The organism is Mesorhizobium sp. B2-6-2, from assembly GCF_006440615.1.
Lineage (GTDB): Bacteria > Pseudomonadota > Alphaproteobacteria > Rhizobiales > Rhizobiaceae > Mesorhizobium.
In genome coordinates this window covers 77,286-102,014 of sequence record NZ_VFUG01000006.1, presented here as the reverse complement: position 1 = coordinate 102,014, position 24,729 = coordinate 77,286, and the positions used below count along the sequence as shown (strand labels likewise).

Annotated in this window: 26 protein-coding genes; 13 read left to right on the top strand and 13 right to left on the bottom strand. The window is 64.8% G+C overall.

Features of this window, described 5'->3' with window-relative positions; genetic code table 11:
- Positions 1-365: 365 nt before the first annotated feature.
- On the bottom strand, positions 366-1,160 hold the full coding sequence (locus FJ419_RS14930) for a phytanoyl-CoA dioxygenase family protein (RefSeq protein WP_140694052.1): 795 nt from the start codon (positions 1,158-1,160) through the stop codon (positions 366-368).
- A 91-nt stretch (positions 1,161-1,251) separates the two neighbouring features.
- Between FJ419_RS14930 and FJ419_RS14925 the strand changes: the two genes are divergently transcribed.
- Positions 1,252-2,163: a LysR family transcriptional regulator gene (locus FJ419_RS14925; protein ID WP_140694049.1), complete on the top strand. Its 912-nt coding sequence runs from the start codon at positions 1,252-1,254 to the stop codon at positions 2,161-2,163.
- A 66-nt stretch (positions 2,164-2,229) separates the two neighbouring features.
- Complete coding sequence (gene ubiA, locus FJ419_RS14920) at positions 2,230-3,213, top strand: 4-hydroxybenzoate octaprenyltransferase (protein WP_140694814.1); 984 nt, start codon at positions 2,230-2,232, stop codon at positions 3,211-3,213.
- A 202-nt stretch (positions 3,214-3,415) separates the two neighbouring features.
- On the opposite strand, the gene FJ419_RS14915 is transcribed toward ubiA, so the two are convergent.
- From FJ419_RS14915 to FJ419_RS14905, 3 genes are all read right to left on the bottom strand, one after another.
- The gene (locus FJ419_RS14915) at positions 3,416-3,982 is read right to left on the bottom strand and encodes a DUF6101 family protein (RefSeq protein WP_140694046.1); all 567 of its coding nucleotides are present in this window, start codon (positions 3,980-3,982) and stop codon (positions 3,416-3,418) included.
- Positions 3,983-4,166: 184 nt separating this feature from the next.
- On the bottom strand, positions 4,167-5,600 hold the full coding sequence (locus FJ419_RS14910) for an FAD-binding oxidoreductase (RefSeq protein WP_140694043.1): 1,434 nt from the start codon (positions 5,598-5,600) through the stop codon (positions 4,167-4,169).
- 19 nt (positions 5,601-5,619) lie between these two features.
- The gene (locus tag FJ419_RS14905) at positions 5,620-6,582 is read right to left on the bottom strand and encodes an L-threonylcarbamoyladenylate synthase (protein ID WP_181170701.1); all 963 of its coding nucleotides are present in this window, start codon (positions 6,580-6,582) and stop codon (positions 5,620-5,622) included.
- A 174-nt stretch (positions 6,583-6,756) separates the two neighbouring features.
- Between FJ419_RS14905 and FJ419_RS14900 the strand changes: the two genes are divergently transcribed.
- Positions 6,757-7,233 carry a hypothetical protein gene (locus FJ419_RS14900; protein WP_181170700.1) on the top strand — a complete coding sequence of 159 codons (477 nt, stop codon included), beginning with the start codon at positions 6,757-6,759 and terminating at the stop codon, positions 7,231-7,233.
- 182 nt (positions 7,234-7,415) lie between these two features.
- Positions 7,416-7,805, top strand: coding sequence for a hypothetical protein (locus tag FJ419_RS14895; protein WP_140694040.1), 390 nt, complete (start codon positions 7,416-7,418; stop codon positions 7,803-7,805).
- A gap of 94 nt (positions 7,806-7,899) precedes the next feature.
- On the opposite strand, the gene FJ419_RS30775 is transcribed toward FJ419_RS14895, so the two are convergent.
- Positions 7,900-8,250, bottom strand: a complete 351-nt coding sequence (locus tag FJ419_RS30775) for an ATPase (RefSeq protein WP_181170699.1) — start codon at positions 8,248-8,250, stop codon at positions 7,900-7,902.
- A 266-nt stretch (positions 8,251-8,516) separates the two neighbouring features.
- Positions 8,517-10,835 carry a glycine--tRNA ligase subunit beta gene (gene glyS, locus FJ419_RS14885; RefSeq protein WP_140694037.1) on the bottom strand — a complete coding sequence of 773 codons (2,319 nt, stop codon included), beginning with the start codon at positions 10,833-10,835 and terminating at the stop codon, positions 8,517-8,519.
- A gap of 252 nt (positions 10,836-11,087) precedes the next feature.
- Between glyS and FJ419_RS14880 the strand changes: the two genes are divergently transcribed.
- The gene (locus FJ419_RS14880; protein WP_140545531.1) at positions 11,088-11,270 is read left to right on the top strand and encodes a hypothetical protein; all 183 of its coding nucleotides are present in this window, start codon (positions 11,088-11,090) and stop codon (positions 11,268-11,270) included.
- Here the strand turns inward: FJ419_RS14880 and FJ419_RS14875 are convergent.
- Entirely contained in the window at positions 11,267-12,190 is a 924-nt protein-coding gene (locus tag FJ419_RS14875; RefSeq protein WP_181170716.1) for a glycine--tRNA ligase subunit alpha, read from the bottom strand. The two genes, FJ419_RS14880 and FJ419_RS14875, sit on opposite strands and share 4 nt — an antisense overlap.
- Positions 12,191-12,384: 194 nt before the next feature.
- Between FJ419_RS14875 and FJ419_RS14870 the strand changes: the two genes are divergently transcribed.
- On the top strand, positions 12,385-12,846 hold the full coding sequence (locus tag FJ419_RS14870; protein ID WP_140694029.1) for a GNAT family N-acetyltransferase: 462 nt from the start codon (positions 12,385-12,387) through the stop codon (positions 12,844-12,846).
- Positions 12,847-13,432: 586 nt separating this feature from the next.
- On the opposite strand, the gene FJ419_RS14865 is transcribed toward FJ419_RS14870, so the two are convergent.
- From FJ419_RS14865 to FJ419_RS14845, 5 genes are all read right to left on the bottom strand, one after another.
- On the bottom strand, positions 13,433-15,208 hold the full coding sequence (locus FJ419_RS14865; protein ID WP_140694026.1) for a tetratricopeptide repeat protein: 1,776 nt from the start codon (positions 15,206-15,208) through the stop codon (positions 13,433-13,435).
- Between the two features lie 204 nt (positions 15,209-15,412).
- Entirely contained in the window at positions 15,413-15,829 is a 417-nt protein-coding gene (locus tag FJ419_RS14860; RefSeq protein WP_140694023.1) for a DUF1284 domain-containing protein, read from the bottom strand.
- Positions 15,826-16,434 carry a biotin transporter BioY gene (locus FJ419_RS14855; protein WP_140694020.1) on the bottom strand — a complete coding sequence of 203 codons (609 nt, stop codon included), beginning with the start codon at positions 16,432-16,434 and terminating at the stop codon, positions 15,826-15,828. The genes FJ419_RS14860 and FJ419_RS14855 overlap by 4 nt, the downstream gene beginning before the upstream one ends.
- 384 nt (positions 16,435-16,818) lie before the next feature.
- Positions 16,819-17,484 (bottom strand): GntR family transcriptional regulator, encoded by a 666-nt coding sequence (locus FJ419_RS14850; RefSeq protein ID WP_140694015.1) that lies wholly within the window; start codon positions 17,482-17,484, stop codon positions 16,819-16,821.
- A gap of 100 nt (positions 17,485-17,584) precedes the next feature.
- A complete protein-coding gene (locus tag FJ419_RS14845) occupies positions 17,585-18,598 on the bottom strand; it encodes a polyprenyl synthetase family protein (protein ID WP_140694011.1) in 1,014 nt (337 codons plus the stop codon).
- Between the two features lie 154 nt (positions 18,599-18,752).
- Between FJ419_RS14845 and FJ419_RS14840 the strand changes: the two genes are divergently transcribed.
- The 6 genes from FJ419_RS14840 to moaB all read left to right on the top strand — a co-directional run bounded on the left by FJ419_RS14840 (position 18,753) and on the right by moaB (position 22,607).
- Positions 18,753-18,977 carry a DUF2007 domain-containing protein gene (locus FJ419_RS14840; RefSeq protein WP_027164594.1) on the top strand — a complete coding sequence of 75 codons (225 nt, stop codon included), beginning with the start codon at positions 18,753-18,755 and terminating at the stop codon, positions 18,975-18,977.
- On the top strand, positions 18,977-19,774 hold the full coding sequence (locus tag FJ419_RS14835) for a methyltransferase (RefSeq protein ID WP_181170698.1): 798 nt from the start codon (positions 18,977-18,979) through the stop codon (positions 19,772-19,774). The genes FJ419_RS14840 and FJ419_RS14835 overlap by 1 nt, the downstream gene beginning before the upstream one ends.
- A 242-nt stretch (positions 19,775-20,016) precedes the next feature.
- Entirely contained in the window at positions 20,017-20,874 is an 858-nt protein-coding gene (locus FJ419_RS14830; protein ID WP_140694006.1) for a S49 family peptidase, read from the top strand.
- A gap of 84 nt (positions 20,875-20,958) precedes the next feature.
- On the top strand, positions 20,959-21,144 hold the full coding sequence (locus FJ419_RS14825) for a hypothetical protein (RefSeq protein WP_095768715.1): 186 nt from the start codon (positions 20,959-20,961) through the stop codon (positions 21,142-21,144).
- Positions 21,145-21,169: 25 nt separating this feature from the next.
- The gene (locus tag FJ419_RS14820) at positions 21,170-22,063 is read left to right on the top strand and encodes a 4-(cytidine 5'-diphospho)-2-C-methyl-D-erythritol kinase (RefSeq protein WP_140694002.1); all 894 of its coding nucleotides are present in this window, start codon (positions 21,170-21,172) and stop codon (positions 22,061-22,063) included.
- The gene (moaB, locus tag FJ419_RS14815; RefSeq protein ID WP_140693998.1) at positions 22,050-22,607 is read left to right on the top strand and encodes a molybdenum cofactor biosynthesis protein B; all 558 of its coding nucleotides are present in this window, start codon (positions 22,050-22,052) and stop codon (positions 22,605-22,607) included. Before FJ419_RS14820 ends, moaB begins: the two co-directional genes overlap by 14 nt.
- A 36-nt stretch (positions 22,608-22,643) precedes the next feature.
- Here the strand turns inward: moaB and FJ419_RS14810 are convergent, their stop codons facing one another.
- Positions 22,644-23,147, bottom strand: coding sequence for a glycosyltransferase (locus FJ419_RS14810; RefSeq protein WP_140693993.1), 504 nt, complete (start codon positions 23,145-23,147; stop codon positions 22,644-22,646).
- Positions 23,148-23,295: 148 nt separating this feature from the next.
- Here FJ419_RS14810 and FJ419_RS14805 point away from each other — a divergent pair, with 148 nt between their 5' ends.
- Positions 23,296-24,450, top strand: a complete 1,155-nt coding sequence (locus FJ419_RS14805; RefSeq protein ID WP_140693989.1) for a PA0069 family radical SAM protein — start codon at positions 23,296-23,298, stop codon at positions 24,448-24,450.
- The last annotated feature ends 279 nt before the right edge of the window (positions 24,451-24,729 follow it).

Sequence of the window (24,729 nt, the reverse complement as noted above, 5' to 3'; positions counted from 1 at the left end):
TCATCAAGGCTGATGAGACAGGTCCCGCATTCGGCTAGCCTAGAGCAATTCCAGGGAGATTAGCTGAAGCCTCCTCAACCTCGTCATTCTAGGGCGGAGCGACGCGAAGCGACGCGCAGACCCTAGAATCCATGCCGTTGCCTTAGCCGAAGGATGCAAACGGCGCAGAATTCTGCAACCCTGCAACGCTTCAAGGTCACGGCATGGATCCTCGGGTCTGCGCGCGTCGCTTCGCTCCTTGCTCCGCCCGTGGATGACGAAGTGACGTTTCGGCCAATCCCCAAGGCATGGACTGCCGGCGCAAATATAGCCGACCAATCAAAAATTCCTGTACCAGGGGAAACACACCAGCTCTGGAAAACGCCTCAGCTCTGGAAAATGACAGGAAACCAATCCTCGCGCAGTTTCTGGCCGGGCTTCATGTCGTGCCCCGGATAGGGCGGCGAGGTGCGGCCGGGACGCTCGACATAATGCGCGTCGTCGCCGACCCAGCGCAGCGACAGCGCCCGGCGCCGCGCCGCCGTCATGTTGCCGCGCGCGCCATGCGCGGTGCGGAAATCGAACAGGATGGCGTCGCCCGGCTCCATCTCCCATTCGAGCACCTTCATCGAGGCGTCGTTGTCGGGGTCGGGCACCGGCCGGTAGTCGCCCTCGCCGGCATAAAAGTTGTCGTCGTTCAGCCAGCGCACCGGCAGCACCATCTTTTCCCATCTGTGCGAGCCGGCGATCAGCCTCAGCGTCGCTTCCTTCACGGGATCGATCGGGATCCAGAAGCTCACCGTCTGGCTGCCGTCGACGAAGTAATAGGGGATATCCTGGTGCCACGGCGTCGGCTTCTGCGTGCCGGGCTCCTTGACCAGGACGTGGTCGTGGAAGAACTGGGCGCTGCGCGACTGCATGACCGCGGCCGCGAGCTCGGCGGCCGGCGACTCGCGCACGATCCTGACGAATTCCGGGATGCGCTCCCAGTTGCAGTAATCGTCGAAGAAGCTGCCCTGGCCGCCGGCGATGTCGGAAGCCGTGGCGCTACGGTTGCGCATATTACGCTCGATGCCGTCGGCGATGACGTTGACCCAGTCCTTGAAGGCACCGCGGATGCAGACCGCGCCATCGCGCTGGTAATCGGCAATCGTCGAAGCATCGATCTTTGGGCTGGCCATGGCGTACTCTCCTTGGGTTGGCAAGCGACTATCGCAAGCGTCCGACATCGCGTAAAATAATAACTTGCCATCTGGTTTATAGTTTTTGCCTATGAAACTGACCCTCGCGCAATTGCGCTATGTCGTTGCCGTCGCCCGCTATGGCAGCGTCACCGCGGCAGCCCAAGTGTTGAACGTGTCGCAGCCGTCGATCTCGGTGGCGATCGACAATGTCGAGGACGCGCTTGGCCAGAAACTGTTCGTGCGCCAGCGCGGCAGCGGAGTTGCGCTGACGTCCTTCGGCCGCAGGGCCGTCGCCAAGGCAAGGCAGGTGCTGGGCGAGGCCGACGAGCTGGCGGCGCTCGGATCGCGCGACGCCGATGTCGGCGGCGAGCTGGTGCTGGGCTGTTTCGAGGATCTGGCGCCCTATTTCGCGCCGGCGCTGATGCGCGCCTTTGCCGAGCGCTGCCCGGCTGTCACCGTCGTCATAACAGACGCAACCTTCGACACGCTGGGACGGCGCCTGGCCGACAGCGCCGTCGATCTCGGCCTCACTTACGATCTCGGCCTTCCAGGCCATTTCAAGCGCATTCTGCTGCATGAATTGCGGCCGCACGCGCTTTTGCCGGCCGGCCATGTGCTGGCGGACAAGCACGCCGTCAGCCTTGCCGAGCTCGCGCAGCATCCGTTGATCACCACCGACCAGCCGCACAGCTGGCAGCACATGCTGGACCTTTTCCTCAGCCGCGGCCTCTCGCCGGTCGCCCGAGCGACGACCAGCTCGTTCGAGCTGCAGCGCTCCATGGTGGCCAACAGCTTCGGCGTCGCGGTCAGCTATACGAGGCCCTATGGCGACCGCAGCTATGACGGCCTGCCGCTGGTCTGCAAGCCGCTCTCCGATCCGCTCCCCATGCAGCGCATCATCCTGACCCACGACACGCGCCAGCGCCTGTCGAAGGCAGCGGTCGCCTTCATCGAGGTCGCCAAGGCATGGTTTGCCGCTCACGATGTTTTCACCGCCTAGGTTTTCAGCGGTTGAGCGACAACGCGGCCGCTTGACGGCGCTGCTTGCTGCTGCCACTCCAGCGTGATGGAAACCGTCCAGTCGAAAGCGATCCAGGGCCGTGTCGCCGACGCGCCGAGCGGCCATTGGGTCTACCGCGTGCTGCCGCGCTGGCTCTGGCCCTATGCGCAGCTCGCGCGCTGGGACCGGCCGATCGGCTGGCAGCTGCTTTTATGGCCCTGCTGGTGGTCGGCAGCACTTGCCGCGGGCGCCTATCCGCGCCCGACCGACCCGCTGCTGACGCTGCTGCCGACGCCTTGGTATCTATTGCTGTTCTTCATCGGCGCTGTCGCCATGCGCGGCGCCGGCTGCACCTATAACGATCTCGCCGACGAGGACATCGACAACCAGGTCGAGCGCACGCGCTCGCGGCCGCTGCCCGCCGGCAAGGTGACACGCCGCCAGGCCTGGGCTTTCGTCATCATCCAGGCGCTGGTGGGCTTGGCCGTGCTGTTGCAGTTCAACAGCTTCGCCATTCCGCTCGGCATCGCCTCGCTGGCGATCGTTGCCGTCTATCCCTTCATGAAGCGCATCACCAACTGGCCGCAATTGGTGCTTGGGCTGGCCTTCTCCTGGGGCGCGCTGATGGGCTGGGCGGTCGAGTTCGGCGACATCGATGATCCGGCGATCATGCTCTATATCGGCTCGATCCTGTGGGTGATCGGCTACGATACGATCTACGCGCATCAGGACAAGGAAGACGACGCCATCGTCGGCGTGCGCTCGACGGCGCGGCTGTTCGGCGACAACACCAAGATCTGGCTGGCCGGACTCTATGGCGGCGCGCTGGTCTGCTTCGCCATCGCCTTCGCCTCGGCCCAGGTGCCGATCGTGGCGCTGGCCGGGCTGATCGCCGCCGGCGCGCATATGGCGCGTCAGATCATCCGGCTCGACATCAACAATCCGGACCAGTGTCTGAAACTGTTCAAATCGAACAACCAGGTCGGCTGGCTGATCTTCCTGGGCCTGATCGGCGGTTCGGTGTGGATTTGGCTGAAGCCGCTGGTGTAGTTCTTCCTTCTCCCCGTTCCACGGGGAGAAGGTGGCGGCAGCCGGATGAGGGGCGGCGCCGACCCTGGAGGTAAGGCGAAAGGCACAGCGGCGATATAGCGTGTGTTGGCTCAAATTTTGAGGCGGCTAAACGCCCAGGTCGGCGCTGCTCCTCATCGCCCTGCCGGGCACTTCTCCCCGTATAGTGACGGGGAGAAGAAACCTACTCCCTTGCGATAATCTCCTGGCCGTCGATGACCAGCCTCAAGCCCAGATTGCCGGCCTTGCGGCGGGCGAGGAAGCGCGGGCGGCGCGTGGTGGAGACGCGGCCCTTGCGGCGCTCCTGCGGCGGCAGCGCCTTGATGGCAGCGCCGAGCGATTCTTCCAGGGTGCGGGCAATGCCGTCGGCCTCGATCAGCAGCATCGGCAGGCGATAGGCGTCGGCCCAGGCGCGCCAGTCGGCGGCGACATCGTCGAGGTCGTCGGCGACCAGAAGCGGCACCGACAGCATCGGATCATTGTGCAGAAGCTCGAGCGTCACGGTGACATTGCCGTTCGGATCCTCCATGGCGCGCGCGGCGACGCCGCGGAACGCCTTGGCGGGCAACGCGATGATCGCCGGCACGCCGCTCATCTCCAGCACACGGCGGATGACGGCGCCGCGCTGGTCGATGGTGAAGGTGACATCGCCATAGTCGTCGCGGGTGGCATAGCTCACCATCTGCGGCAGGCGAAACGGGTCGAGACGCATGTTGCGCCCGGCCCAGACTGGCTTCAGTCCAGTGTTCATCGATGTCTTCCCTGTTAGTCCTGAGGGCCGTTTTCCGGTTCTCTCAGGGCCGGTTTTTCCGGCCTCGTTATGGGAAGAAACATTAGCGCTCGCTTCTTACCGGCGCGCTTAAGAAAGTCGGTTAAATTTTGCTGATCTGAGCCGATGGTTATCGGAATGCGACCGGCGCCCGATGTGGTGAGGATCAGATAACCTTACCGGGATTCATGATGCCGGCCGGATCGAAGGCCGCCTTCACCCGACGCATCAGGTCGATCGCCATCGGCGGGGCCGTGGCGATCAGCTCGTCGCGCTTCAATTGGCCGATGCCGTGCTCTGCCGAGATCGAGCCGTGCAAGGACCGCACGACATCGTGCACGGCCTTGTTCATGGGGTGGTAGAGGTCGAGGAATGCTTCATCCTGCCAATCCACGGGACGCGAGATGTTGTAGTGGAGATTGCCGTCGCCCATGTGGCCGAAGCAGACGACGCGCGCGCCGGGGCAGACCCCCTCCACCGCGCCGGCCGCCTTTGCGATGAACTCGGGGATCGAAGCGATCGGCACGGAGATGTCGTGCTTGATCGAAGCGCCCTCCGGCTTCTGGGATTCGGGCAACGTCTCGCGGAAATTCCAGAAAGCGTCGCTCTGGGCAAGACTTGCCGACACCACCGCGTCGCCAACGATGCCCTGCTCGAGAGCCTCTGCCAGGATCTCTTCTATCAACGCTTTGCCGTCCTCTTCGGAGCGGCCGGACGAAATCTGCATCAGCACATACCACGGCCAGTCGCCGGCCAGAGGACGGGCGATGCCTTGCCCGTGCCTGAGCGTGAAATCGTATGGCCTTTTGCCGATCAGCTCGAAAGCGGTCAGCGATGCGCCGGCGCGGTCCATCGCCAGGGTGAACAGCGAAAGCGCGTCTTTCGGCGACGACGGCAGGCAGGCAAAGGCGACCTCCCTGCCCTTCGGCTTCGGGAACAATTTCAGCACCGCGGCGGTGATGATGCCGAGCGTGCCTTCGGCGCCAACGAAGAGGTTCTTCAGATCGTAGCCGGTGTTGTCCTTCTTCAATTTGCGCAGGTCGTCGAACACCTCGCCGGTCGGCAGCACCACCTCGACGCCGAGGCAGAGCTCGCGCGCATTGCCATAGGCAAGCACGCCGGTGCCGCCGGCATTGGAGGAGAGATTGCCGCCGATTTGGCAGGAGCCTTGCGCGCCGAGCGAGAGCGGAAACAGCCGGTCGGCGGCGTCGGCCGCTTCCTGCAGCGTCTGCAGGATGACGCCGGCCTCTGCCGTCACCGTATTCGACAGGACATCGAGCTCGCGGATGCGGTTCAGCCTGGACAGCGACAGCACGATGTCGCGGCCGGATCTGTCCGGTACCTGGGCGCCGACCAGCCCGGTGTTGCCGCTTTGCGGCACGATCGGCGTTCCGGTCTCGGTCGCCAGCCGCATGATGCGGCTCACTTCCTCGACGCTGCCGGGGCGCAGCACCAGCGATGTCCGGCCGTGCCAAAGGCCGCGCCGCTCGGTGATGTAAGGCGCGATGTCGGTCTGGTCGCGCAACGCATATTCGTCGCCGACGATCGCCGCGAAGCGGTCGATGAGGGCGGGATCGAGGTCCAAGGGCTGATCGTTCATGAGACTGAACCTATGGCGCTCAGCCGGTCTTGTCACGCGGCGCGGCGGCACGGGCAAGCCGGTCGTTGATCGCCTCCCCCAGCCCCTCGAATGGGATCGGCTCAACGGCGATGGTCGCGGCGCCGACGCGGTCGAGCGCCTGCATGAAGGCGAAGAGATTGCTGGCCGCCTCGCGCAGATCGCCCGCTTCGGACAGATTGCGCAGCGCAGCGGCCTGCTGCCAGCCCTCGGCGCGGTTGCGGCCGAACGCAAGCAACGCCTCACCCTCGACTATATCTTGGACATTGAGCCGCATCGCGGCGCCCGGGGCGTAATGCGAGGCAAGCATGCCCGGCGCCTCGATGCCGCTGGCGCCGCGCGACAGCTTCGCGCCGGCCACCGCCTCGATCTCCTCGGCGCCGATGCCGCCGGGCCGCAGCAGCCGCAATTTGCTGTTCTCGACCTTGAGAATGGTCGATTCCAGGCCGACAGGCGTCGCGCCGCCATCGACGACCAGCCTGATCCTGTCGCCGAGATCGGCGGCGACCGCTTGCGCTGTCGTGCCGCTGATTTTCCCGGAAGAATTGGCGCTAGGGGCGGCGAGCGGCCGGCCGAGCCGCGCGATCAGCTCGCCGCCGAACCCGCGCGGCATGCGCAGCGCGATGGTGTCCAGCCCCGCGGTGACAAGCGGGTGGATGCCGTTGCCGGCACGCTGCGGCAGCACCAGGGTCAGCGGGCCGGGCCAGAAGGCTTCGGCCAGTTTTGCCGAGAGCGGATCGAAGCCGGCGATACGGTCCGCCATCGCGCGATCGGCGACATGGGCGATCAGCGGGTTGAAGCGCGGCCGGCCCTTGGCCTCGAAGATACGCGCCACGGCAACGCCATTGGTGGCATCGCCGGCCAGGCCGTAAACCGTCTCGGTCGGAATGGCGACGACGTCGCCGCCTTCAAGCAGCGCCAGAGCCTGCTCCATGGCCTCGCCGACCGCCAGTATCTCAGCCAAATTTGCCACCAGTCCTGAACATGCCGGTCCCGTAATACGGCCGCTTGCATCGGGCAAGTGCGGGCATTGGCGATTTATCAATCCCTAAAATGTTAAGTTTCCGCGCAAGCCGGCTTCAATGTGCCGGCGCTATGGTGCGGGTTTGATGCGGTTGCGGGCTTGGGAGTATTTGTGATGCGTTTGCTTGGAGCGTTCGGGATCAGCCTTTTGGCGATGCACGGCGCGGCACATGCCTCGTCGATCGTCGTGGTCGGACCCTCTACGTCGGCGCCGTCGATCGTCAAGCTGAATGCGATCGAACCGACCAAGCTGTCCGCGGCCTCGACGTCATCGATGATAGCGCTTGGCGATCCCATGCCCGCCGTCACCAACGAGAAGGTCGCGGCAATCCCCGAGAAGTCCGGGCACCAGCAGGCCCCGATGATCATTCGCGGCGGCATTGTCGGCGGCGCTTTCGAAACGCCCGCGGCGGCCAAGCCCACAGCACCGGCAACAACAACCGCCGCCGCGCCGGCAAACGGTACCACGCCGGCAACGCCCGCGAACGGCAACAGCGGAACCGGCGGACAGCCGGCCGCGACTGCCAATGCGTCGGGCGGCGCGCAGCCGCAAGGCGCCCCGTCGGTGCCGCGCGTCGGCAAGGCGATGTAGATCACACTGGACCGGGACTTGGTATGCTAGCCGCTGTTTGTCGAGAAGCAATTCCGGACTGATGCTACGGCGAAGTCGCCGAGCCTGACCGCTTCACATTTTTGCTGGGATTGATCTTGCCTTGTCCGATCCCCGTCATCGGGATCGGGCATGATTGCGCCGGTGTTGCAAAAGGGGGTTTCATGACTGTTTCGAAAGCAATGGCCGTTGCCGCACTGTTGGCGGCGACAACACTGGGCGGGGGTACGGCACGGGCCGACGACATGCTCGGCTCTTACACGGCGCGGATTTCCGACCGCGATCACCGCGCCAGCGACGGCTACCCGCTCGGCAGCGCGGCGCAGATGGTGCGGCAGGACCGCGCCAACTGGCATAAATTCCACCGGCGCGACAGCGACGACCAGGGCGATGCCTGGTTCCGCAGCGACGGCTCGCGCGCCGACCTGCAGCGCATGCTGGAACGCGGCGGCGCCATGAGCAGCACCACAAGGCGCGCCATCGTCAATGGCGAGCCATTGGTCGAGGTCGACGTCTATCCGGACAGCGTGCGGGTCAGCATAGTGGAGGATTGACGGGTCAATCTTCCTGGAAGACCGACAAGAGCCGCACCGACGAAAAAGGGCGACGCGCCGCGCCGCCCTCATACTTCAGACCAGAGGAGACGGCTCAGGCCGCTTCTTCCTTGTCGTCATCGTCGGACTCATCCGCGTCGGCGTCGTCTTCATCATCGTCGCCATCTTCATCCTCGTCATCGGACTCATCGTCGCCCGAGGCTTTGGCATCTTCGTCGGCGTCAGCGTCATCGTCATCGTCGTCGTCGCCATCTTCATCGTCCGACTCGTCGTCGGCCGAGGCAGTGGTTTCCTCGTTGCCGTCTTCCTCGTCGTCCTCGGACGGATCGGCGGCTTCGACCGCCGCTGCGGCGGCGTGGTCGAGGAGGTTTTCGGAAGCGGATTCGGTGGCCTCGGCGGCGGCCGGGGTCTCTTCAATCAGGTCGATATCGTCAACGGAATTCATGGCATGCCTCCGTGTGTGGGGAATGTCTTACGGCGCGCCCCGCGAAACGATTTCGGGCAACGCGCCTTAAGTCTTTGGTTGATGCATGTCGTTGCCCCAAAACCGCTCAGCGCTTCTGGACGACATGCATCTTTGTCCCATGCGGAGGTCATCGTCATATGACTGTAAGCCGGCTCCGGCGCATTAAATTTCGGGCGCCGGATTGTTCAAGCCTGCCCGCATCGTAGCGGATGCAGACAGGCTCGAATGTGCGGTTTTCCGAGCCGTCAGCCGACGATTTTTGAAAAATCCGCGACCTGATCGGTGGCGGCGCGGATGCGGGCGAGCAGCGCCAGACGATTGGCGCGCACGGCCTGGTCCTCATCATTCACGAGAACACGCTCAAAGAATGAATCAACCGGTTCGCGCAACACGCTAAGCGCCAGCATGGCGGCAGAAAAATCTTCGTTTTGAATTGCTTGGCCGGCTTCCTTCTCGGCCTGATTCACAGCGGCATAGAGCTTCTTTTCCGCGTCCTCGCGGAACAGCGCCGGCTCAACGGTGTCGGCGATTGCCGTTTTCTTCTTCTCCTCGGCGGCGAGGATATTGGCGGCGCGCTTGGTGCCGGCAAGCAGGTTCTTGCCCTCCTCGGTGTCGAGCAAGGAGCCCAGCGCCTCGACGCGGCGCACGATCTGCAGCAGGTCGTCGTTCGGCGATTGGCCGATCTCCCCCCTTGTGGGGGAGATGCCCGGCAGGGCAGAGGGGGGCGCGACAGAATCAGAGGTCGGCAGGACAGCGCCCCCCTCTGTCGGCTGCGCCGACATCTGCCCCACAAGGGGGGAGATTGGGCGCGAGCCCGCCGACAGCACGGCATCGATCAAGTCATGCCGTGCACCGCTTTCACGCAGATAGACTTTCAGACGGTCGTGGAAGAAGGCGAGGAGGTCGGACGACTGATCCGCGCCGCCTTTGAAGCTTGCAAAGGCCCTGACGAAAACAGACGTCAGCGCCAGACGAATACGGTTCTCGACGAGTATCCTGACCACGCCAAGAGCCGCACGTCGCAGCGCGAACGGATCCTTGCTGCCCGTGGGCTTTTCATCGATCGCCCAGAAGCCGGTGAGCGTGTCGAGCTTGTCGGCGAGCGCGACGGCAACCGAGACCGGGTCGGTCGGCACGCGGTCGGATGGGCCTTGCGGTTTGTAGTGCTCCTCGGCGGCCGCGGCGACGGACGGATGCTCGCCCTGCAGCAGCGCGTATTTGCGGCCCATGGCGCCTTGCAATTCGGGGAACTCGCCGACCACCTCGGTCTGCAGATCGGCTTTGGCGAGCACCGACGCGCGGGCGACCAAAGCGCTATCGGCTCCGACGACAGGTGCCAGTTCCTCAGCCAACCGCTTGATACGCTCAACGCGCGCGCCTTGCGTACCCAGCTTGGCGTGGAAGGTGACGTTGAGGTGGTCGAGCCGCGCCATGCGCTGATCGAGCGGCTTCTTCAAATCCAGGTCGAACCTCGTCGCCGACTCCGCCAGCTGGTCGAGATCGGGCAGGTCGCCCTGATCGGTCCGCCAAAAATAGAGCGCGTCGGACAAGCGCGCGCGCACCACCTTGCCGTTGCCGTAGGCGATCTCCTTGCCGCTGTCGCTCGCCTCGATGTTGGCAACCAGCACGAAGCGGTTCGAAAGCGGCGATTGGCCAATCTCCCCCCTTGAGGGGGAGATCGGGCGCGACGTCACGAAACACTTCTGGTTGGCGCGGATGGTGAGGCGGATGACCTCGCCCGGAATGGTGAGGAAATCCTGCTCGAACTCGCCCATCAGCACGACCGGCCATTCCACCAGGCCGGAGACTTCCTCCAGCAGGCCCTCGTCCTCGACCAGGTCGAGGCCGTTGGCGAAGGCGATGTTGCGGGCATCGGCCAGGATGATCTCCTTGCGCCGGTCGGCATCGAGCACGACCTTGGCCGCCTCGAGCTTCGCCACATAGTCATCGAAGCGGCGCACGGTGATCGCGCCCGGCGCGTGGAAGCGATGGCCATAGGTGATATTGCCGGCGCGGATGCCGTCGATCTCGAAATCGACGACCACCGGCTCCTCGGTCTCCGGCCCGAAGGTGCAGACGATCGACTGCAGCGGCCGCACCCAGCGCAGCGAGCCCGGCTTGGCCGAGGCCGGCCCCCAGCGCATCGATTTCGGCCAAGGGAAGGCGCGGATGATGCCCGGCACCAGCTCGGCGATGATCTCTTCGGCCGCCCTGCCCGGCTTCGCGATGTGGGCGACGTAGAAGTCGCCCTTCTTGGGGTCGGAATGGACATGCGCCTCGGCGATCGACGACAGGCCGGCCTTGCGCAGGAAGCCCTGCACCGCCTGCTCGGGCGCCGTGGTCGAAGGACCCTTGATCTCCTCGCGGATGTCCTTCGAGCGCGCTGTCAGGCCACGGATGTCGAGGGCCAGGCGCCGCGGCGTCCAATATTCGCGCGCCGCCTCATAGGTCAGGCCCGCCTCGACCAGACCGTCGGTCAGCATCTTCCTGAGGTCGCCGGCCGCCTTGCGCTGCATGCGGGCGGGAATCTCTTCCGAGCGGAGTTCCAAGAGCAGGTCGGGCATAGTTAAGCTCCCCACCCTCCCCGTGATGGAGAGGGTCGGCGCGAGGCGCCGTAACGAATGGGCGGGAAATAGCAACTCGGCCGGCCGCTGTCACCCCGCAAGCAGATCGCCTCTTCAAGCGATTTCACGGAATTTTTCGACCCACTGTCGGGTTGGCGCCAGGCTGCCCGTCCTTGGAGCAGAACTTCCCATGAACCGAACGCTGCGCTGAAGCGACAAACGCTCAGGTAGAGACCTATTGGCTGAACGGCGATGAAGACGGCATCGAGAACCCTGCAGATCCTGGCGCTCAGCGCCTGCTTCGCCGCCCAGGCGCACGGCACGATCACGATGCCGGGGATCAGGCAGGCCATGCGCACGATCGACGGCGCAGCGGCGCAGATCGTGTTGCCGGCCGGCGCCGCCACCGAGACTGCGAAAGCCGTATCGGCTTAAGCCGCCGCCAACCCGCCTGCCCGCGTCTTGAGGAACGCCTCGCCGCAAGCCTTGGCCAGATTGCGCACGCGCAGGATATAGCTCTGGCGCTCGGTGACGGAGATGACACCGCGCGCGTCGAGCAGGTTGAAGACATGGCTTGCCTTGATGCACTGGTCATAGGCCGGGAAAACCATGCGATGCATCGCCAGATTGTCGCTTGGCTTGGGCGTGCCGGCATCGAGCAGCGCCTTGCACTCGGCCTCGGCGTCCTCGAAATGTCTCAGCAGCATCGCTGTGTTGGCGAATTCGAAATTGTGGCGCGAATATTCCTGCTCGGCCTGCAGGAAGACGTCGCCGTAAGTGACCGTCTCGGCGCCCTCGCGGCCGTTGAAGTTCAGGTCGTAGACATTGTCGACGCCCTGAACATACATGGCGAGCCGCTCCAGGCCGTAAGTCAGCTCGCCCGCCACCGGCGCGCATTCGATGCCGCAGACCTGCTGGAAATAGGTGAACTGCGAGACTTCCATGCCGTCGCACCAGCACTCCCAGCCGAGCCCCCAGGCGCCCAGCGTCGGGCTTTCCCAGTCGTCCTCGACGAAGCGTATGTCGTGCAGCAGCGGGTCGATGCCGATCGCTTCCAGCGAGCCGAGATAGAGCTCCTGCAGGTTCGGCGGATTGGGCTTCAGGATCACCTGGTATTGGTAATAATGCTGCAGGCGGTTCGGGTTTTCGCCGTAGCGGCCGTCCTTCGGCCGGCGCGAGGGCTGGACATAGGCCGCGTTCCAGCGCAGCGGACCCAGCGCGCGCAAGGTGGTGGCCGGATGGAAGGTGCCGGCGCCGACTTCCATGTCGTAGGGCTGCAGGATGAGGCACCCATAGGCCGCCCAGTAATTGTGCAAGGTCAGGATCAGCCCCTGGAAGGAGCGGCTGGGATGCATATGGGCAGGAATCTCGATGGTCACGGCGGCCTCGGAAAGCGCGGGATGCCGCTTCCCTAGTTGCCGGGCCGGCAAGCGTCAAGGCGGTGGCTCGCGTCCGGCGAGGTTGAACGCTTTGCGGCCGGCTGGCCCATTGCCGGCGGGCGGCGGCAATCCTTTGCTCCAGCCCCATCTCCAACAAAGAAGGTTCAGCCATGTCCGGTCAACCCACCATACGACCCGTCACAAGGCAGGATTACGAGCAATGGCTGCCGCTCTGGGACGGCTACAACGCGTTTTACGGACGCTCCGGGCCGACGGCGCTTGCCGGCGAGATCACGCAGATGACATGGTCGCGTTTCTTCGACGCCTATGAGCCGATGCATGCGCTGGTGGCCGAGCGCGAAGGCAAGCTTCTCGGCCTCGTCCACTATCTCTATCATCGCTCGACCACATCGATCGCGCCGAGCTGCTATCTGCAGGACCTCTTCACCAGCGAGGCCGCGCGCGGCCAGGGCGTCGGCCGGGCGCTGATCGAAGGCGTCTACGAACGCGCCAGGCAAGCGGGCGCGAACCGCGTCTACTGGCTGACACATGAGACGAACCATGCGGCCATGCAGCTCTACGACAAGGTCGGCGAGAAGTCCGGGTTCGTCGTCTACAGAAAGATGTTCTAGTTTCCTCGGATTTTGAAGTCGCCCTTGTCGACAGGCAAGAATTTCGCTGGTCATTTCCGTGAGATCGGCCCAACCGCTGGCGATTGGCTGAAGCCGCCCGAACTTCGTCATTCCAGGGCGGAGCAGCCGCGAAGCGGCGTCGCGGAGACCCTGGAATCCATTCCGTGACCCTGATCAAGGAATGCAGCGGAGCAGAATTCTGCGCCGCAGCAACGCTCAGAAGTCACGGGATGGTCATTTCCGTGAAATCGGCACAAACGCTGAAATTGGCTGAAGCCGCCCGAACCTCGTCATTCCAGGGCGGAGCAGCCGCGAAGCGGCGTCGCGGAGACCCTGGAATCCATTCCGTGACCCTGCTCAAAGAGTGCAGCGGAGCAGAATTCTGCACCGCAGCAGCGCTCAGAAGTCACGGAATGGATCCTCGGGTCTGCGCGCGTCGCTGCGCTCCTTGCTCCGCCCGTGGATGACGACAGAGTGGCCGTTTCGGCCAATCTCCACCTGCCAACACCCGAGCTCGGCAGACGCCGAGCCGAAACGAAAACGGGGCTCGATGAGCCCCGCATTCTTCAATGTTGACGAAAAGCGCTCAGCCTTTCGGCGCGGGAGTCGGGTCCGGCTTCACCTTGGGCGTTTCCTGCGCGGTGTTGGATTCGATCGGCGGCAGGCCCTTGAGCAACTTCTGCTGCAAAGTGGCGAGCACATCCGGATCCGGCTTCAGGTCGCGTGCCTGCGTCCACTGGTAGGTTGCCTCGAGCTTGCGGCCGACGCGCCAGTAGGCATCGCCGAGATGGTCGTTGAGGACCGGATCCTCCGGCTTCAGCGAGACGGCGCGCTCCATCTCGCGCACGGCGTCGTCGAAGCGGCCCATGCGGTAATAGGCCCAGCCCAGCGAATCGACGATGTAGCCGTCGTTCGGCCGCAGATCCACGGCCTTCTGGATCATCGCCAGGCCTTCCTTGAGGTTCATGTTCATGTCGACCCAGGAATAGCCGAGATAGTTCATGACCTGCGGCTGGTCGGGCTGCAGCTCCAGCGCCTTACGGAAATTGGGTTCCGCCTTCGGCCATTCCTTCAGCCGCTCATAGGCGATGCCGCGCTGGTAGAAGATGTTCCAGTTGGCGGCGGTCGGCGTCTTCAGCTGCTCGACAGCCTTGTCGTAGAGACTGGCGGCCGAGCGGAAATCTTCCTTCGAGCCATAGACGCCGCCAAGCGCCAGATAGGCGCGCATGTCGTCCGGGTGCCTTTCGAGATAGGCCTTGAGATGCGAAATCGCCTCGTCATGCTTGTCGAGATCGGCAAGGTTGAGGCCGATCTGCAGGTCGGAGAGCTCCTTCAGCGGCGAGGACGCCGGAATGCGGCGGTAGAGCGCGACGGCGCCTTCGCCGTCCTTGAGCTGCTCGGCCACGGCGGCAAGCTGCACAAGGGCTGCGTCGCTGTCCGGCTTCAGCGCCAGCGCATATTGCAGATAGAGCCGCACGAAGGGCTCGCCGCCGCCGCGGTTGAGCGCGGTGGCAAGGTCAAGCAGGATTTCGGACGCGCCGTCGGCCGGACCGGCGACGAGCGGCTCGATCTTGTCGCCCTTGCTGATGCGGTCGCGCAGCGTGGTGATTTCGAGCTTGCCCGGCGCGAAGGCTTCGGCCTGGTTCAACACCGCCAGCGCCTTCGACTTGTCGCCCTTGCGGACCAGGAACGAGGCATAGGCCTGGGCGTTGCGCATCCAGGTTTCGGGCGCGGAGCCGCCGGCCGCGGTATCGGCCATGGTGGCGGCGTAGAGTTCCTCGGCCTTGTCGTTCAGGCCGGCGGCATCGGCGATCAGCGCGCGGTGGAACGATTTGAACAGGCCGAACCAGTCCGGGCCCTTGAGCTTGTCGATGGAGTCCATGGCCTCGGACGCGTTGCCGGCACCTTCCTTGGCCCAGCCGTCCATGACGCCCGAGAGCAGCCGGTCGAGATCGGATTCCAGCGAGAGCTTCAGCCAGTACTGGGCCTTGGCGTAGTCCTTCTTGTGGAAGGAATCGATGGCCAGAGCCAGGCGCGAGAAGCGCTCGACGTCCGGCACTTCCTTCAGCTTGTCGGCATAGACGAGCGATTCCTCGAAGCGGCCTTGCGCGACCAGAGCCAGCATCAGGCTCTGCTGCAATTCCTTGTCATTCGGCGCAAAGGCCAGCGCCTGCTTGTAATAGGCGATCGCATCGTTGAGATCGTTGTCGCTTTCGGCGATATGAGCCGCGAGATAGGCGCCCGAGAAAGACGTGATCTGGAGCGGTCGGGCCTCTTCCTTGGCCTGGACCGGCAGCACCCAAAGCGCCACACCGGTCAAAAATGCCAGCTTCGTCAGCCAGCGCGCACGTCCTTGCCGCATCGTATCCCTTTCAGCCAGATGCGATCCCGCCCTTGGCGGACCGCCCATAGACTCGCTCTTTTCCGGTCAAAGCATGGCCTTTTTGGGGTCAGGCTTCAATTGCCGAGCGAATCACAATGCAATCATCCGGCTTAAAAAACGATGCCGCGCCAGCGAAAAATCCCGCGCCGACGCCCGGGACGCCCATATGCGGCATCGGATTGCCTACAGATAGGTATCGCTGAATCCGCTGGCGGCAACCGCGTCGCACAGGCCGGACCATTCGCAGCCGGAGCACGCCTGGCGCGTCAGGCCGGCGGAAAAGGCCTTGCGCATCCCGGCCAGGCCGGAGGCGTCCAGCACGAACCGGTCTCCAGCCTGGATCGGCCGCCCGAGGAGAGCGCCGACATCGCGCGCCGCTATCCGGTCCCGCTCGGCGGCGCTCTCGCGCAGGCAATGCGGTTCCGGCTCGCCGAGCAGCGGGGCGCAGACGTCGTCCGGACCGGAAACGATCGCCACCGCCTCGCCCTCGCCCAGCCGCTTCACCACCTTGTCGTAATTGGCGGTGAAGGCCGGCGAGTAGCCCTTGCCGACATAGGTCAGCAGGCAGAGCAGATGATGGGCGCGCAGCCTGACGGTCATCGCGTCCCGGACGAGCGGTCGCCTTGCTCCGCACGATAGGTGGAAAAGAGCTTCAGCGTCGCCGCGCCCAGCGCCGACTTGAGCAGGCCGCCGATGATGAAGGGCACGAAGCCGAAGGTGATGGCCTTTTCAGTGCCGATCATGACGGCAAGCCAGGCGGTGCCGAGAACCAGGCAAAGCAGGTTGCCGATGAGCATGGCAGCGAAGGCAAGCATGACGCGATTGCCGTTCCAGCCGCGTTCGGCCAGCCAGCCGACAACGGCGCCGACGACCGGAAAGGCGAAGAGATAGCCGCCGGTCGGGCCAACGAAATGCTGTATGCCGGCGGCGCCGCCTGCAAGAACCGGGAAGCCGGCGGCGCCCTCGACGAGCCAGGCGGCGATGGTCAGCGCACCGAAGCGCCAGCCATAAAGCACGCCGACCAGCGTGACGGCGAAGGTCTGCATGGTGACCGGAACCGGCACCATCGGCACCTCGATATAGGACGACAGCGCCAGGAACAGCGAACCGAGGATCACGGCGCCGATCTGCCAGGCGAGCGAACGGCTGTGCAGCCGCAATGGGCTGAAGGAGGGGTTTTGGGTCGAAATGGCTGCGTTGGTCACGGTGTCTTCCTTGGCTCGTGTGAATTATAGATAATTTTTCGACTTCATCTATTATCGAATCCATATTTTCGCGGAGATGGCAAGTCCGGGGTTCGTCATTCCAGGGCGAAGCAGGAGCGAAGCTCCGTCGCCGAGACCCTGGAATCCATGCCGTGATCTGGCGGCAACGCTCCAGCGGTCGCGAATGGCTGGCTCCGAGCGGCGGGTGCCAAATCAGCGTAACATCTTGATCCGTTTTGTTTTTCGATCGGCGTCACGGAATGGATTCCAGGGTCTGCGCGCGTCGCTTCGCTCCTTGCTCCGCCCTGGAATGACGAAGCCGGGCGACTCGGCCAAGCGCTGTCCTCGAAGACAAAGCCGAAGGCCTTGCCCCAATCGCCAAACCTACCCCACGATGGCGAAGGCCTCGCGGGTCTTGCCGGAAGCGGTCTTGACCGGCTTCTGGCCGATCCATTGCACGTGCCGCCCGAGTGTCGCGGCCGCCGATTCGATGTTGCCTTGTCTCAGCGCGCTCAGGATCGCCCGATGATCCTGGTCGGTGCGGGTTTCCCATTCCGAGCGCCAGGCCGCGAACAGGAAGCGCGCGCTTGCCGCATGCAGGTCGTCGATGGTGGAAAGCAGGCGCGGCATGTTGCAGGGCGCCAGGATCAGCCGATGGAAGGTGCGATTGGCCTCTTCCCAGGAGCGCACGTCGCGGGATTTGTCGCCGGCCTTGGTCGCCTCCTCGGCCTGATCGAGGATCGACGCCGTCAGATGCGGCGCGGCATGGCGCAGCGCCAGCACTTCGAGTGCCGCCCGCATCTCGGCCACCTCCCTGACCTCGCCGAGATCGAAAGAGGCGACGCGCACGCCGCGGCGCGGCTCTCCGATCGCCAATCCTTGAGCCTCCAGGCGCCGGAAAGCCTCGCGCACCGGGACATGACTGGTGTTGAATTCCTCGGCGACATGGTCCTGGCGCAGCCGCGAACCCGGTTCGATGGCGCCCGAAATGATGCGGTCCGCCAGCTCCTTGCTGATGCGGACGGCGATCGTGTCTTCTTTGCTGGCCATATTTTATAGATAATTTGCCGGACCGCCGTTTGTCGAGACGGCCGGCGCGGGATTCACAGGCGCCCTTCCCGGCGGACGCAAATGAGCCGGACCCGCAGGCTCAGTTGACGCGGCTGATGCAGAAATCGATGACGTCGATCAAAGCCGACTTCTGCGGCGTCGCCTCCAGCGGCGCCAGCGCGTCGCGGGCGATCTCGCCGAAATGGCGCGCGCGGCCGATCGTGTCGGCGATGGCGCCGTGGCGGGCCATCAGGCCGATCGCCTTTTCAAGCCCGGCATCGTCGGCGACGTTGTCCTCGATGGCGCGCTTCCAGAAGGTGCGCTCGGCCTTGGTGCCGCGCCGGTAGGCGAGGATCACCGGCAGCGTCACCTTGCCCTCGCGGAAATCGTCGCCGACATTCTTGCCGAGCTCCTTGCTCGAGCCGCCATAGTCCAGCGCGTCGTCGATGAGCTGGAAAGCAAGGCCGAGATTCATGCCGTAGGAGCGAAGCGCCGCGCGGTCGGTGCGCGAGGCCTGGGCGATGACCGGCCCGACTTCGGCGGCGGCCGAGAACAGCGCCGCCGTCTTGGCCTTGATGACGGCGAAATGCTCGTCCTCGGTGGTCTCCAGGTTCTTGGCGGCGGCAAGCTGCATCACCTCGCCCTCGGCGATGATGGAGGCCGCGGCCGACAGGATGTCCAAGGCTTCCAGCGAACCGACCTCGACCATCATGCGGAAAGCCTGGCCAAGCAGGAAATCGCCGACGAGCACGCTCGCCTGGTTGCCCCAGATCATGCGCGCCGTCTTCTTGCCGCGGCGCAGCGCGCTCTCGTCGACCACGTCGTCATGCAGAAGCGTCGCCGTGTGCATGAACTCGACCGCCGTGGCGAGCTTGACATGGCCTTCGCCGGAATAGCCGAACATCTGCGCGGCGGCGAGGGTGAGCATGGGCCTGAGCCGCTTGCCGCCGGAGGAGATCAGGTGATTGGCGATCTCCGGGATCATTTCGACGTCGGAGCCGGCCTTGGACAGGATCAGCTCGTTGACCCGCCCCATATCGGCGGCTGTCAGATCGATCAAATCCTTGATGGAAGCGGGTTCCCGCTTGCCTTCGATGTTGAGAACGACACCCACCACGACAACTCCCGTCAATCTGACGCACCCTTGGTCCCGCGCCGACTCTAGGGCGGCGCAACCGGGCACGGCAAGAGGCGAATTAGCGCGGCTCCGCCGACGGTGTGTCCACCCGCACGTTTACACGAACGCCACAACCTGCGATTTTCGTTTCATGATCGAGCTTGTCCGCACCAACGACGCCGTCGTCATCTCCTTTGTCGAATCGCTGATGCGCGATGCCGGCATCGCCTGTTTCGTCGCCGACCAGAATATGAGCGTGCTCGACGGTTCGCTCGGCATCCTGCCGCGGCGCGTGATGGTCGATGCCGAGAAGGTCGATGCCGCGCGCCGCATCCTCAAGGATGCCGGCATCGAGAACGAGATCCGCAAAAAATAATGGCAGCCAGCACCGCCCCCGTCCCGGATACGCCGGCGCACACGGTCGATGCGTTCCATCGCGGGCGCTTCTGGGTGGTGCAGCCGAGCCGAGGCGGTCATCGCGCCGGCATGGACGCCATGACGCTGGCGGCCGCCGTACCGTCCGGCTTTTCCGGCCGGCTCGCCGACTTCGGCGCCGGCGCCGGCGCCGCCGCCCTTGCCGTGCTGTCGCGCTGTCCGGCGGCGCAGGCCGTGCTTGTCGAGCGCTCCGCCGAAATGGCCGGGTTCGCCACTGCCACGCTTTCGCATCCCGGCAATGGCCATCTCGGCGACCGCGCCTCGGTGTTGAGAGCCGACGTGACGCTGACCGGTCGAGCGCGGGCCGAGGCCGGGCTTGCCGACAACTCTTTCGATTTCGTCATCATGAACCCGCCGTTCAACGCGGCGCAAGACCGCTCGACGCTCGACGCGTTGCGCAGAGAGGCGCATGTGGCGGAGGATGGGCTGTTCGAGCGCTGGATCCGAAGCGCCGCCGCCGTCGCCAGGCCGCGCGGCGGGCTGGCGGTCATCGCGCGCCCCGAGCAGTTGGTTGCCATCCTGGACGCGATCGAGGGACGCTTCGGCGATGCCGAGTTGCTGTGCGTGCATCCGCGGCCGGATGCGGCGGCGATCCGCATCGTCGTCAGGGCGGTGCTCGGCGCGCGCGGAAAACTGTCGATCCGCCAGCCGCTCATCTTGCACGGGCCGTCCGGCAACGGGCCGGCGGAGCGGACGGAAATGATCAATAACGGCCTGGCATCGCTGTTCGGCGATTGATCCTTGAAGCGCGTCGCGTTGAAATGGATTCTAGCGACGCGCTTCAAGTTTTTGTTTTATGCATGTTTTTTTCGCAAAACCGCTGCACACTTTTGCGCGACATGCACTGGCCGGCGATGCGGCATTGCCGTTGGCCGGCGAGTTCCTTACATGCCCAAGCAGGATGATGCCGCGCCCGTGAAACAGACCAACCGACCTGATCGCATCTTGCTCCTTTGCCTTTTGTCCGGAGACAATCGTTCGTGAAACGCCTCTTCAACCGCCTGCTGCCGAAATCCTGGCGCTCGACAGTCGTCACCATTCCGGTCATCCGGCTGCAAGGCCCCATCATGGCCGGCGGAGGCCAGTTCCGGCCGAGCCTGTCGCTCGCCTCGACGGCCGGCCTGATCGAAAAGGCGTTCGGCTTCGACGCGCCGGCGGTCGCCATCTCGATCAATTCGCCGGGCGGCTCAGCGGTGCAGTCGCGGCTGATCTTCAAGCGCATCCGCGACCTGGCGGCGGAAAAGAACAAGAAGGTGCTGGTCTTCGTCGAGGACGTGGCGGCCTCCGGCGGCTACATGATCGCGGTCGCCGGCGACGAGATCTTCGCCGACCCGTCCTCGATCGTCGGCTCGATCGGCGTGGTCTCGGCCTCGTTCGGTTTCCCGGAACTGATGAAGAAGATCGGCGTCGAGCGGCGCGTCCACACCGCCGGCCAGAACAAGGCCGTGCTCGATCCGTTCAAGCCCGAGAAGAAGGAGGACATCGAGCGGCTGAAGGCGCTGCAGCTCGAAGTGCACGAAACCTTCATCGACCTCGTCAAGGAACGGCGCGGCAGCAAGCTCAAGGACGACCCGGACCTGTTCACCGGCCTGTTCTGGACCGCCAAGCGCGGCCTCGAGCTCGGCCTTGTCGATGCGCTGGGCGATATGCGCAGCGTGCTCAAGACCCGTTTCGGCGAGAAGACGCAGCTCAAGCTGATCACCGCGCCGCGCGGTCTGTTCGGCCGTTTCGGCCTGTTCGGCTCGCGCGTTTCGGCGCCGGATATCGCGGCGGCCGCCGCCAGCGGGGTCCTCGATGCGGCGGAAGAGCGCGCGCTATGGGCGCGCTTCGGGCTTTGAAAAAGCCATGAATGCGGCTAGCATGGCTGCTTGACCGACCCATTCGGCCGGCCTTGCCGCGAGGACGCGGGAGGAGTTTTAGAGATGCCGCAGATCATTTTCTTCGCCGTTGTCGGCGCCGCCGCTTACTTTGGCTACCGCGCTTTCGTGCGCGAGGCCGAACGCGTGACGGCCAAGATCCGGCGCACCGAAAGACAGGCGGCGAACGGCACGACGGGCACGCTGGTCAAGGACCCCAAGACCGGCGAATATCGTCTCGCCAAGGACTGATCCCATCTCGCCAGCAGCCGACATCCTGGAGCCCGGCACAGAGGTCCGGACGTGGCTTGCGCCTGCCAAGATCAACCTGGCGCTGCATGTCACCGGACAGCGCGCCGACGGCTACCATCTCATCGACAGCCTTGCCGTCTTCACCCGCTTCGGCGACCGGCTCGAGATCGAGCCGGCGGAGCAGGATGAATTCTCGGTATCCGGCCGTTATGCCGCCGGGCTGCCGCTCGACGGCGACAATCTGGTGGTGAAGGCGCGCGATGCCTTGCGCCGGGAAGCCGGCATGCAACAGGGATCGCCGGTCGCCATCCGGCTGGAGAAGAACCTGCCCGTCGCCTCCGGCGTCGGCGGCGGCTCGAGCGACGCGGCGGCCGCGCTCAACGGCCTGGCGCGGCTCTGGAAGCTTGATATCGACGACAATTCGCTGGCCCGGATCGGGCTTTCGCTCGGCGCCGACCTGCCGATGTGCCTCAAATCAAAGCCGCTGATCGCACGCGGTATCGGCGATGAAGTGTCGCCGCTATCCGCCTTTCCGGCGCTTGGCCTGGTGCTGGTCAATCCGGACGTCGCGATCTCGACGCCGGACGTGTTCAAGGCGCTCTCCAGCCGCGACAACGAGGCGCTGCCGCCGCTGCCGAAGCGCCTCGACTTCCACACGATCCGCAACTGGCTGGAGACGACGCGCAACGATCTCGAGCCTGCCGCGCGTTCGATTCAACCGGCTATCGGCGAGGCGCTCAAGGCGCTCAAGCGTGCCGACGCCGCGTTCGCGCGCATGTCCGGCTCGGGCGCCACCTGTTTCGGCCTGTTCGAGACCGGCAATGTCGCAAAGCGCGCGGCGATCGAGATCCGCGCCCGCCACCCCGACTGGTTCGTTGCCGCGACGCGCAGCATGGAGGTGGGCGATGGCGAAGCTTGACGAAAGCCGGCCCTTCATTCCGGTGCGCATCGCGGTGCTGACCGTCTCCGACACGCGCAGCCTTGCCGACGACAAATCCGGACAGACGCTAGCGGATCGCATCGCGGAAGCCGGCCACAGCCTTGCCGCGCGCGATATCGTCACCGACGACCGCGAAAAGATCCGCGACAAGGTGCTCGGCTGGTCGAAGGACGAAAACATCGATGTCGTCATCACCACCGGCGGCACCGGCTTCACCGGCCGCGACGTGACGCCGGAGGCGCTGGAGCCGATCTTCGAAAAGCGCATGGACGGCTTTTCGGAAGTCTTCCACCGCATCTCCTACGACAAGATCGGCACGTCGACGATCCAGAGCCGGGCGACCGGCGGCGTTGTCAACGCCACCTTCGTCTTCGTGCTGCCGGGCTCGCCCGGCGCCTGCAAGGACGCCTGGGACGGCATCATCAAGGCGCAGCTCGACTACCGGCACATGCCCTGCAATTTCGTCGAGATCATGCCGCGGCTGGACGAGCATCTCAGGCGCGGCGGCAAGCCAACTTCGTAAAGCTCAGTTAAGGGGCCCGGCCGGCACGGCGGGGCATCATTTCGGCGGCGCGATCCAGATTTCGGCGTTCAGCCTTCTGGTCGCCAGGCCGCGCGCCAGGGCTTCGGCGCTGCGCGCGCTCTTTGCCAGAGCCGAGGCCTGACGCTTGCTGATGACAAGCCCCTCGGCCAGCGCACGATTGCTCGAGAACACCCTGGCCAGGAAAGGCGCACGGTTGGCGCGGGCGCGTGAAAAGCGCGCCGGCATGGTCTGTTTCGCCGTGTGCGCCACGACTTCGTCGATCCAGCCCTCGGCGAGCCGCGCGCCCGGCTCGAGCAGGAGCAGCCAGTCGCCCTTGGCCTGGCCGATAGCCAAGGCGATCCCGCCGGTCGCATAATGGCAGCCGGCATGCTCGGCCACCCGATGCGTCTGATCGGTCGAGCCTTGATCGCAGACGATCACGTCGCGCACGACGCCTTCGACCGCGCCGCCGACCAGCGAGGCGAGCGTACGGGCAAGCCCCTCTTCGTCGTTGCGGGTTTCGATAAGGACGCTGAGCATTTTAGCCGAATAGCGGAAAGTGCGGCGGTGCGCCAGTTGTGCGCTTTAGGCGAAAAAGTTCTTGCTTTGTTCTCTTCGGCGAAATAGGAATAGTTTCATGAACAGAGCGATTCGACAGCCTGCCGACAGTCCTTGGGAGAGGGCGAAAATGGAACAGATCGTGCGCGCCGACATTGCCGCTTTCGGAGCAGGCCGAGCCGAGATGGCGAATGCCATGATCGAGCAGAGCGGCATGCGCGTGCGGCCCGACCGCAATCGCGGCCGCTCGGCCGGCATCAACCCGTCCGGCCGGTTCGAGCCGATCAGCCGGCATGTGTTCGACGACGGCTGGAACTCGCTGGAGGACCTGCCGCCGTTCAAGACGGAAGTGCAGGTCGAGAAGCCGCGCACCATCATCACCCGCAACGAGTCGCCCGACATTTCCTTCGACCGTTCGATCAATCCCTATCGCGGCTGCGAGCATGGCTGCGTCTACTGCTTCGCCAGGCCGACGCATGCCTTCATGGGACTGTCGCCGGGGCTCGATTTCGAATCGAAGCTGTTCGCCAAGCCGGATGCCGCGCGCATGCTGGACAGGGAATTGTCGAAACCGGGCTACCAGCCGCGCACGATCGCCATCGGCACCAACACCGATCCCTACCAGCCGATCGAGAAGCAATACCGCATCATGCGCGAGATCCTGGAAGTGCTGGAAGCGCGCGGCCATCCGGTCGGCATCGTCACCAAGTCGGCGCTGGTGACGCGCGACATCGACATCCTGTCGCGCATGGCCGAGCGCGGCCTTGCCAAGGTGGCGCTGTCGGTGACGACGCTCGACCGCATGCTGGCGAGAACGATGGAGCCTCGCGCCTCGACGCCGACGAAGCGGCTGGAGGCGATCCGCCAACTTTCGGATGCCGGCATCCCGGCGTCGGTGATGGTGGCGCCGATTATTCCTGGGCTTACCGATCCGGAGATGGAGCGCATCCTCGATTCGGCTAGAGCCGCCGGCGCACGGGAGGCCGGCTATGTCATCCTGCGCCTGCCGCTCGAAGTGGCGCCGATCTTCAAGGACTGGCTGTTGCGCCATTATCCCGACCGCTACCGGCATGTGATGTCGCTTATCCGCTCGATGCGCGACGGCAAGGATTACGATTCCGAATGGGGCAAGCGCATGAAGGGCGCCGGTCCCTATGCCTGGCAGATCGGCCGGCGCTTCGAGATCGCCGCCAAGCGGCTCGGCCTCAATGTCGAGCGGCGGCAGCTTCGCACCGACCAATTCGTCGCAGGCGCCAGTGCCGGCGAGCAGCTGATGCTGCTTTGACCATGACCCCGAAAAGTGGGAACCGGTTTTCGGAGAAGATCATACTCCAACAAAAGGTTGGATCAGGATGACGATGCAACCAATGTCATCCTGATCCAGCGCCAGCACCGGCCATGACGGCCGGCGCTAAGCACTTCCAGGCAAAGCGATTTTCCGTCTGGAATTGCCATTTGTTTCGAAAATTCCGTCCGGCCATTGTCCCCCGGCCGTGAGACGGTGCCTTCCCGGTCCGACGCCCCATCCGACCCGGAAGGACTTGCGGAGAATCGGAGCCGATGC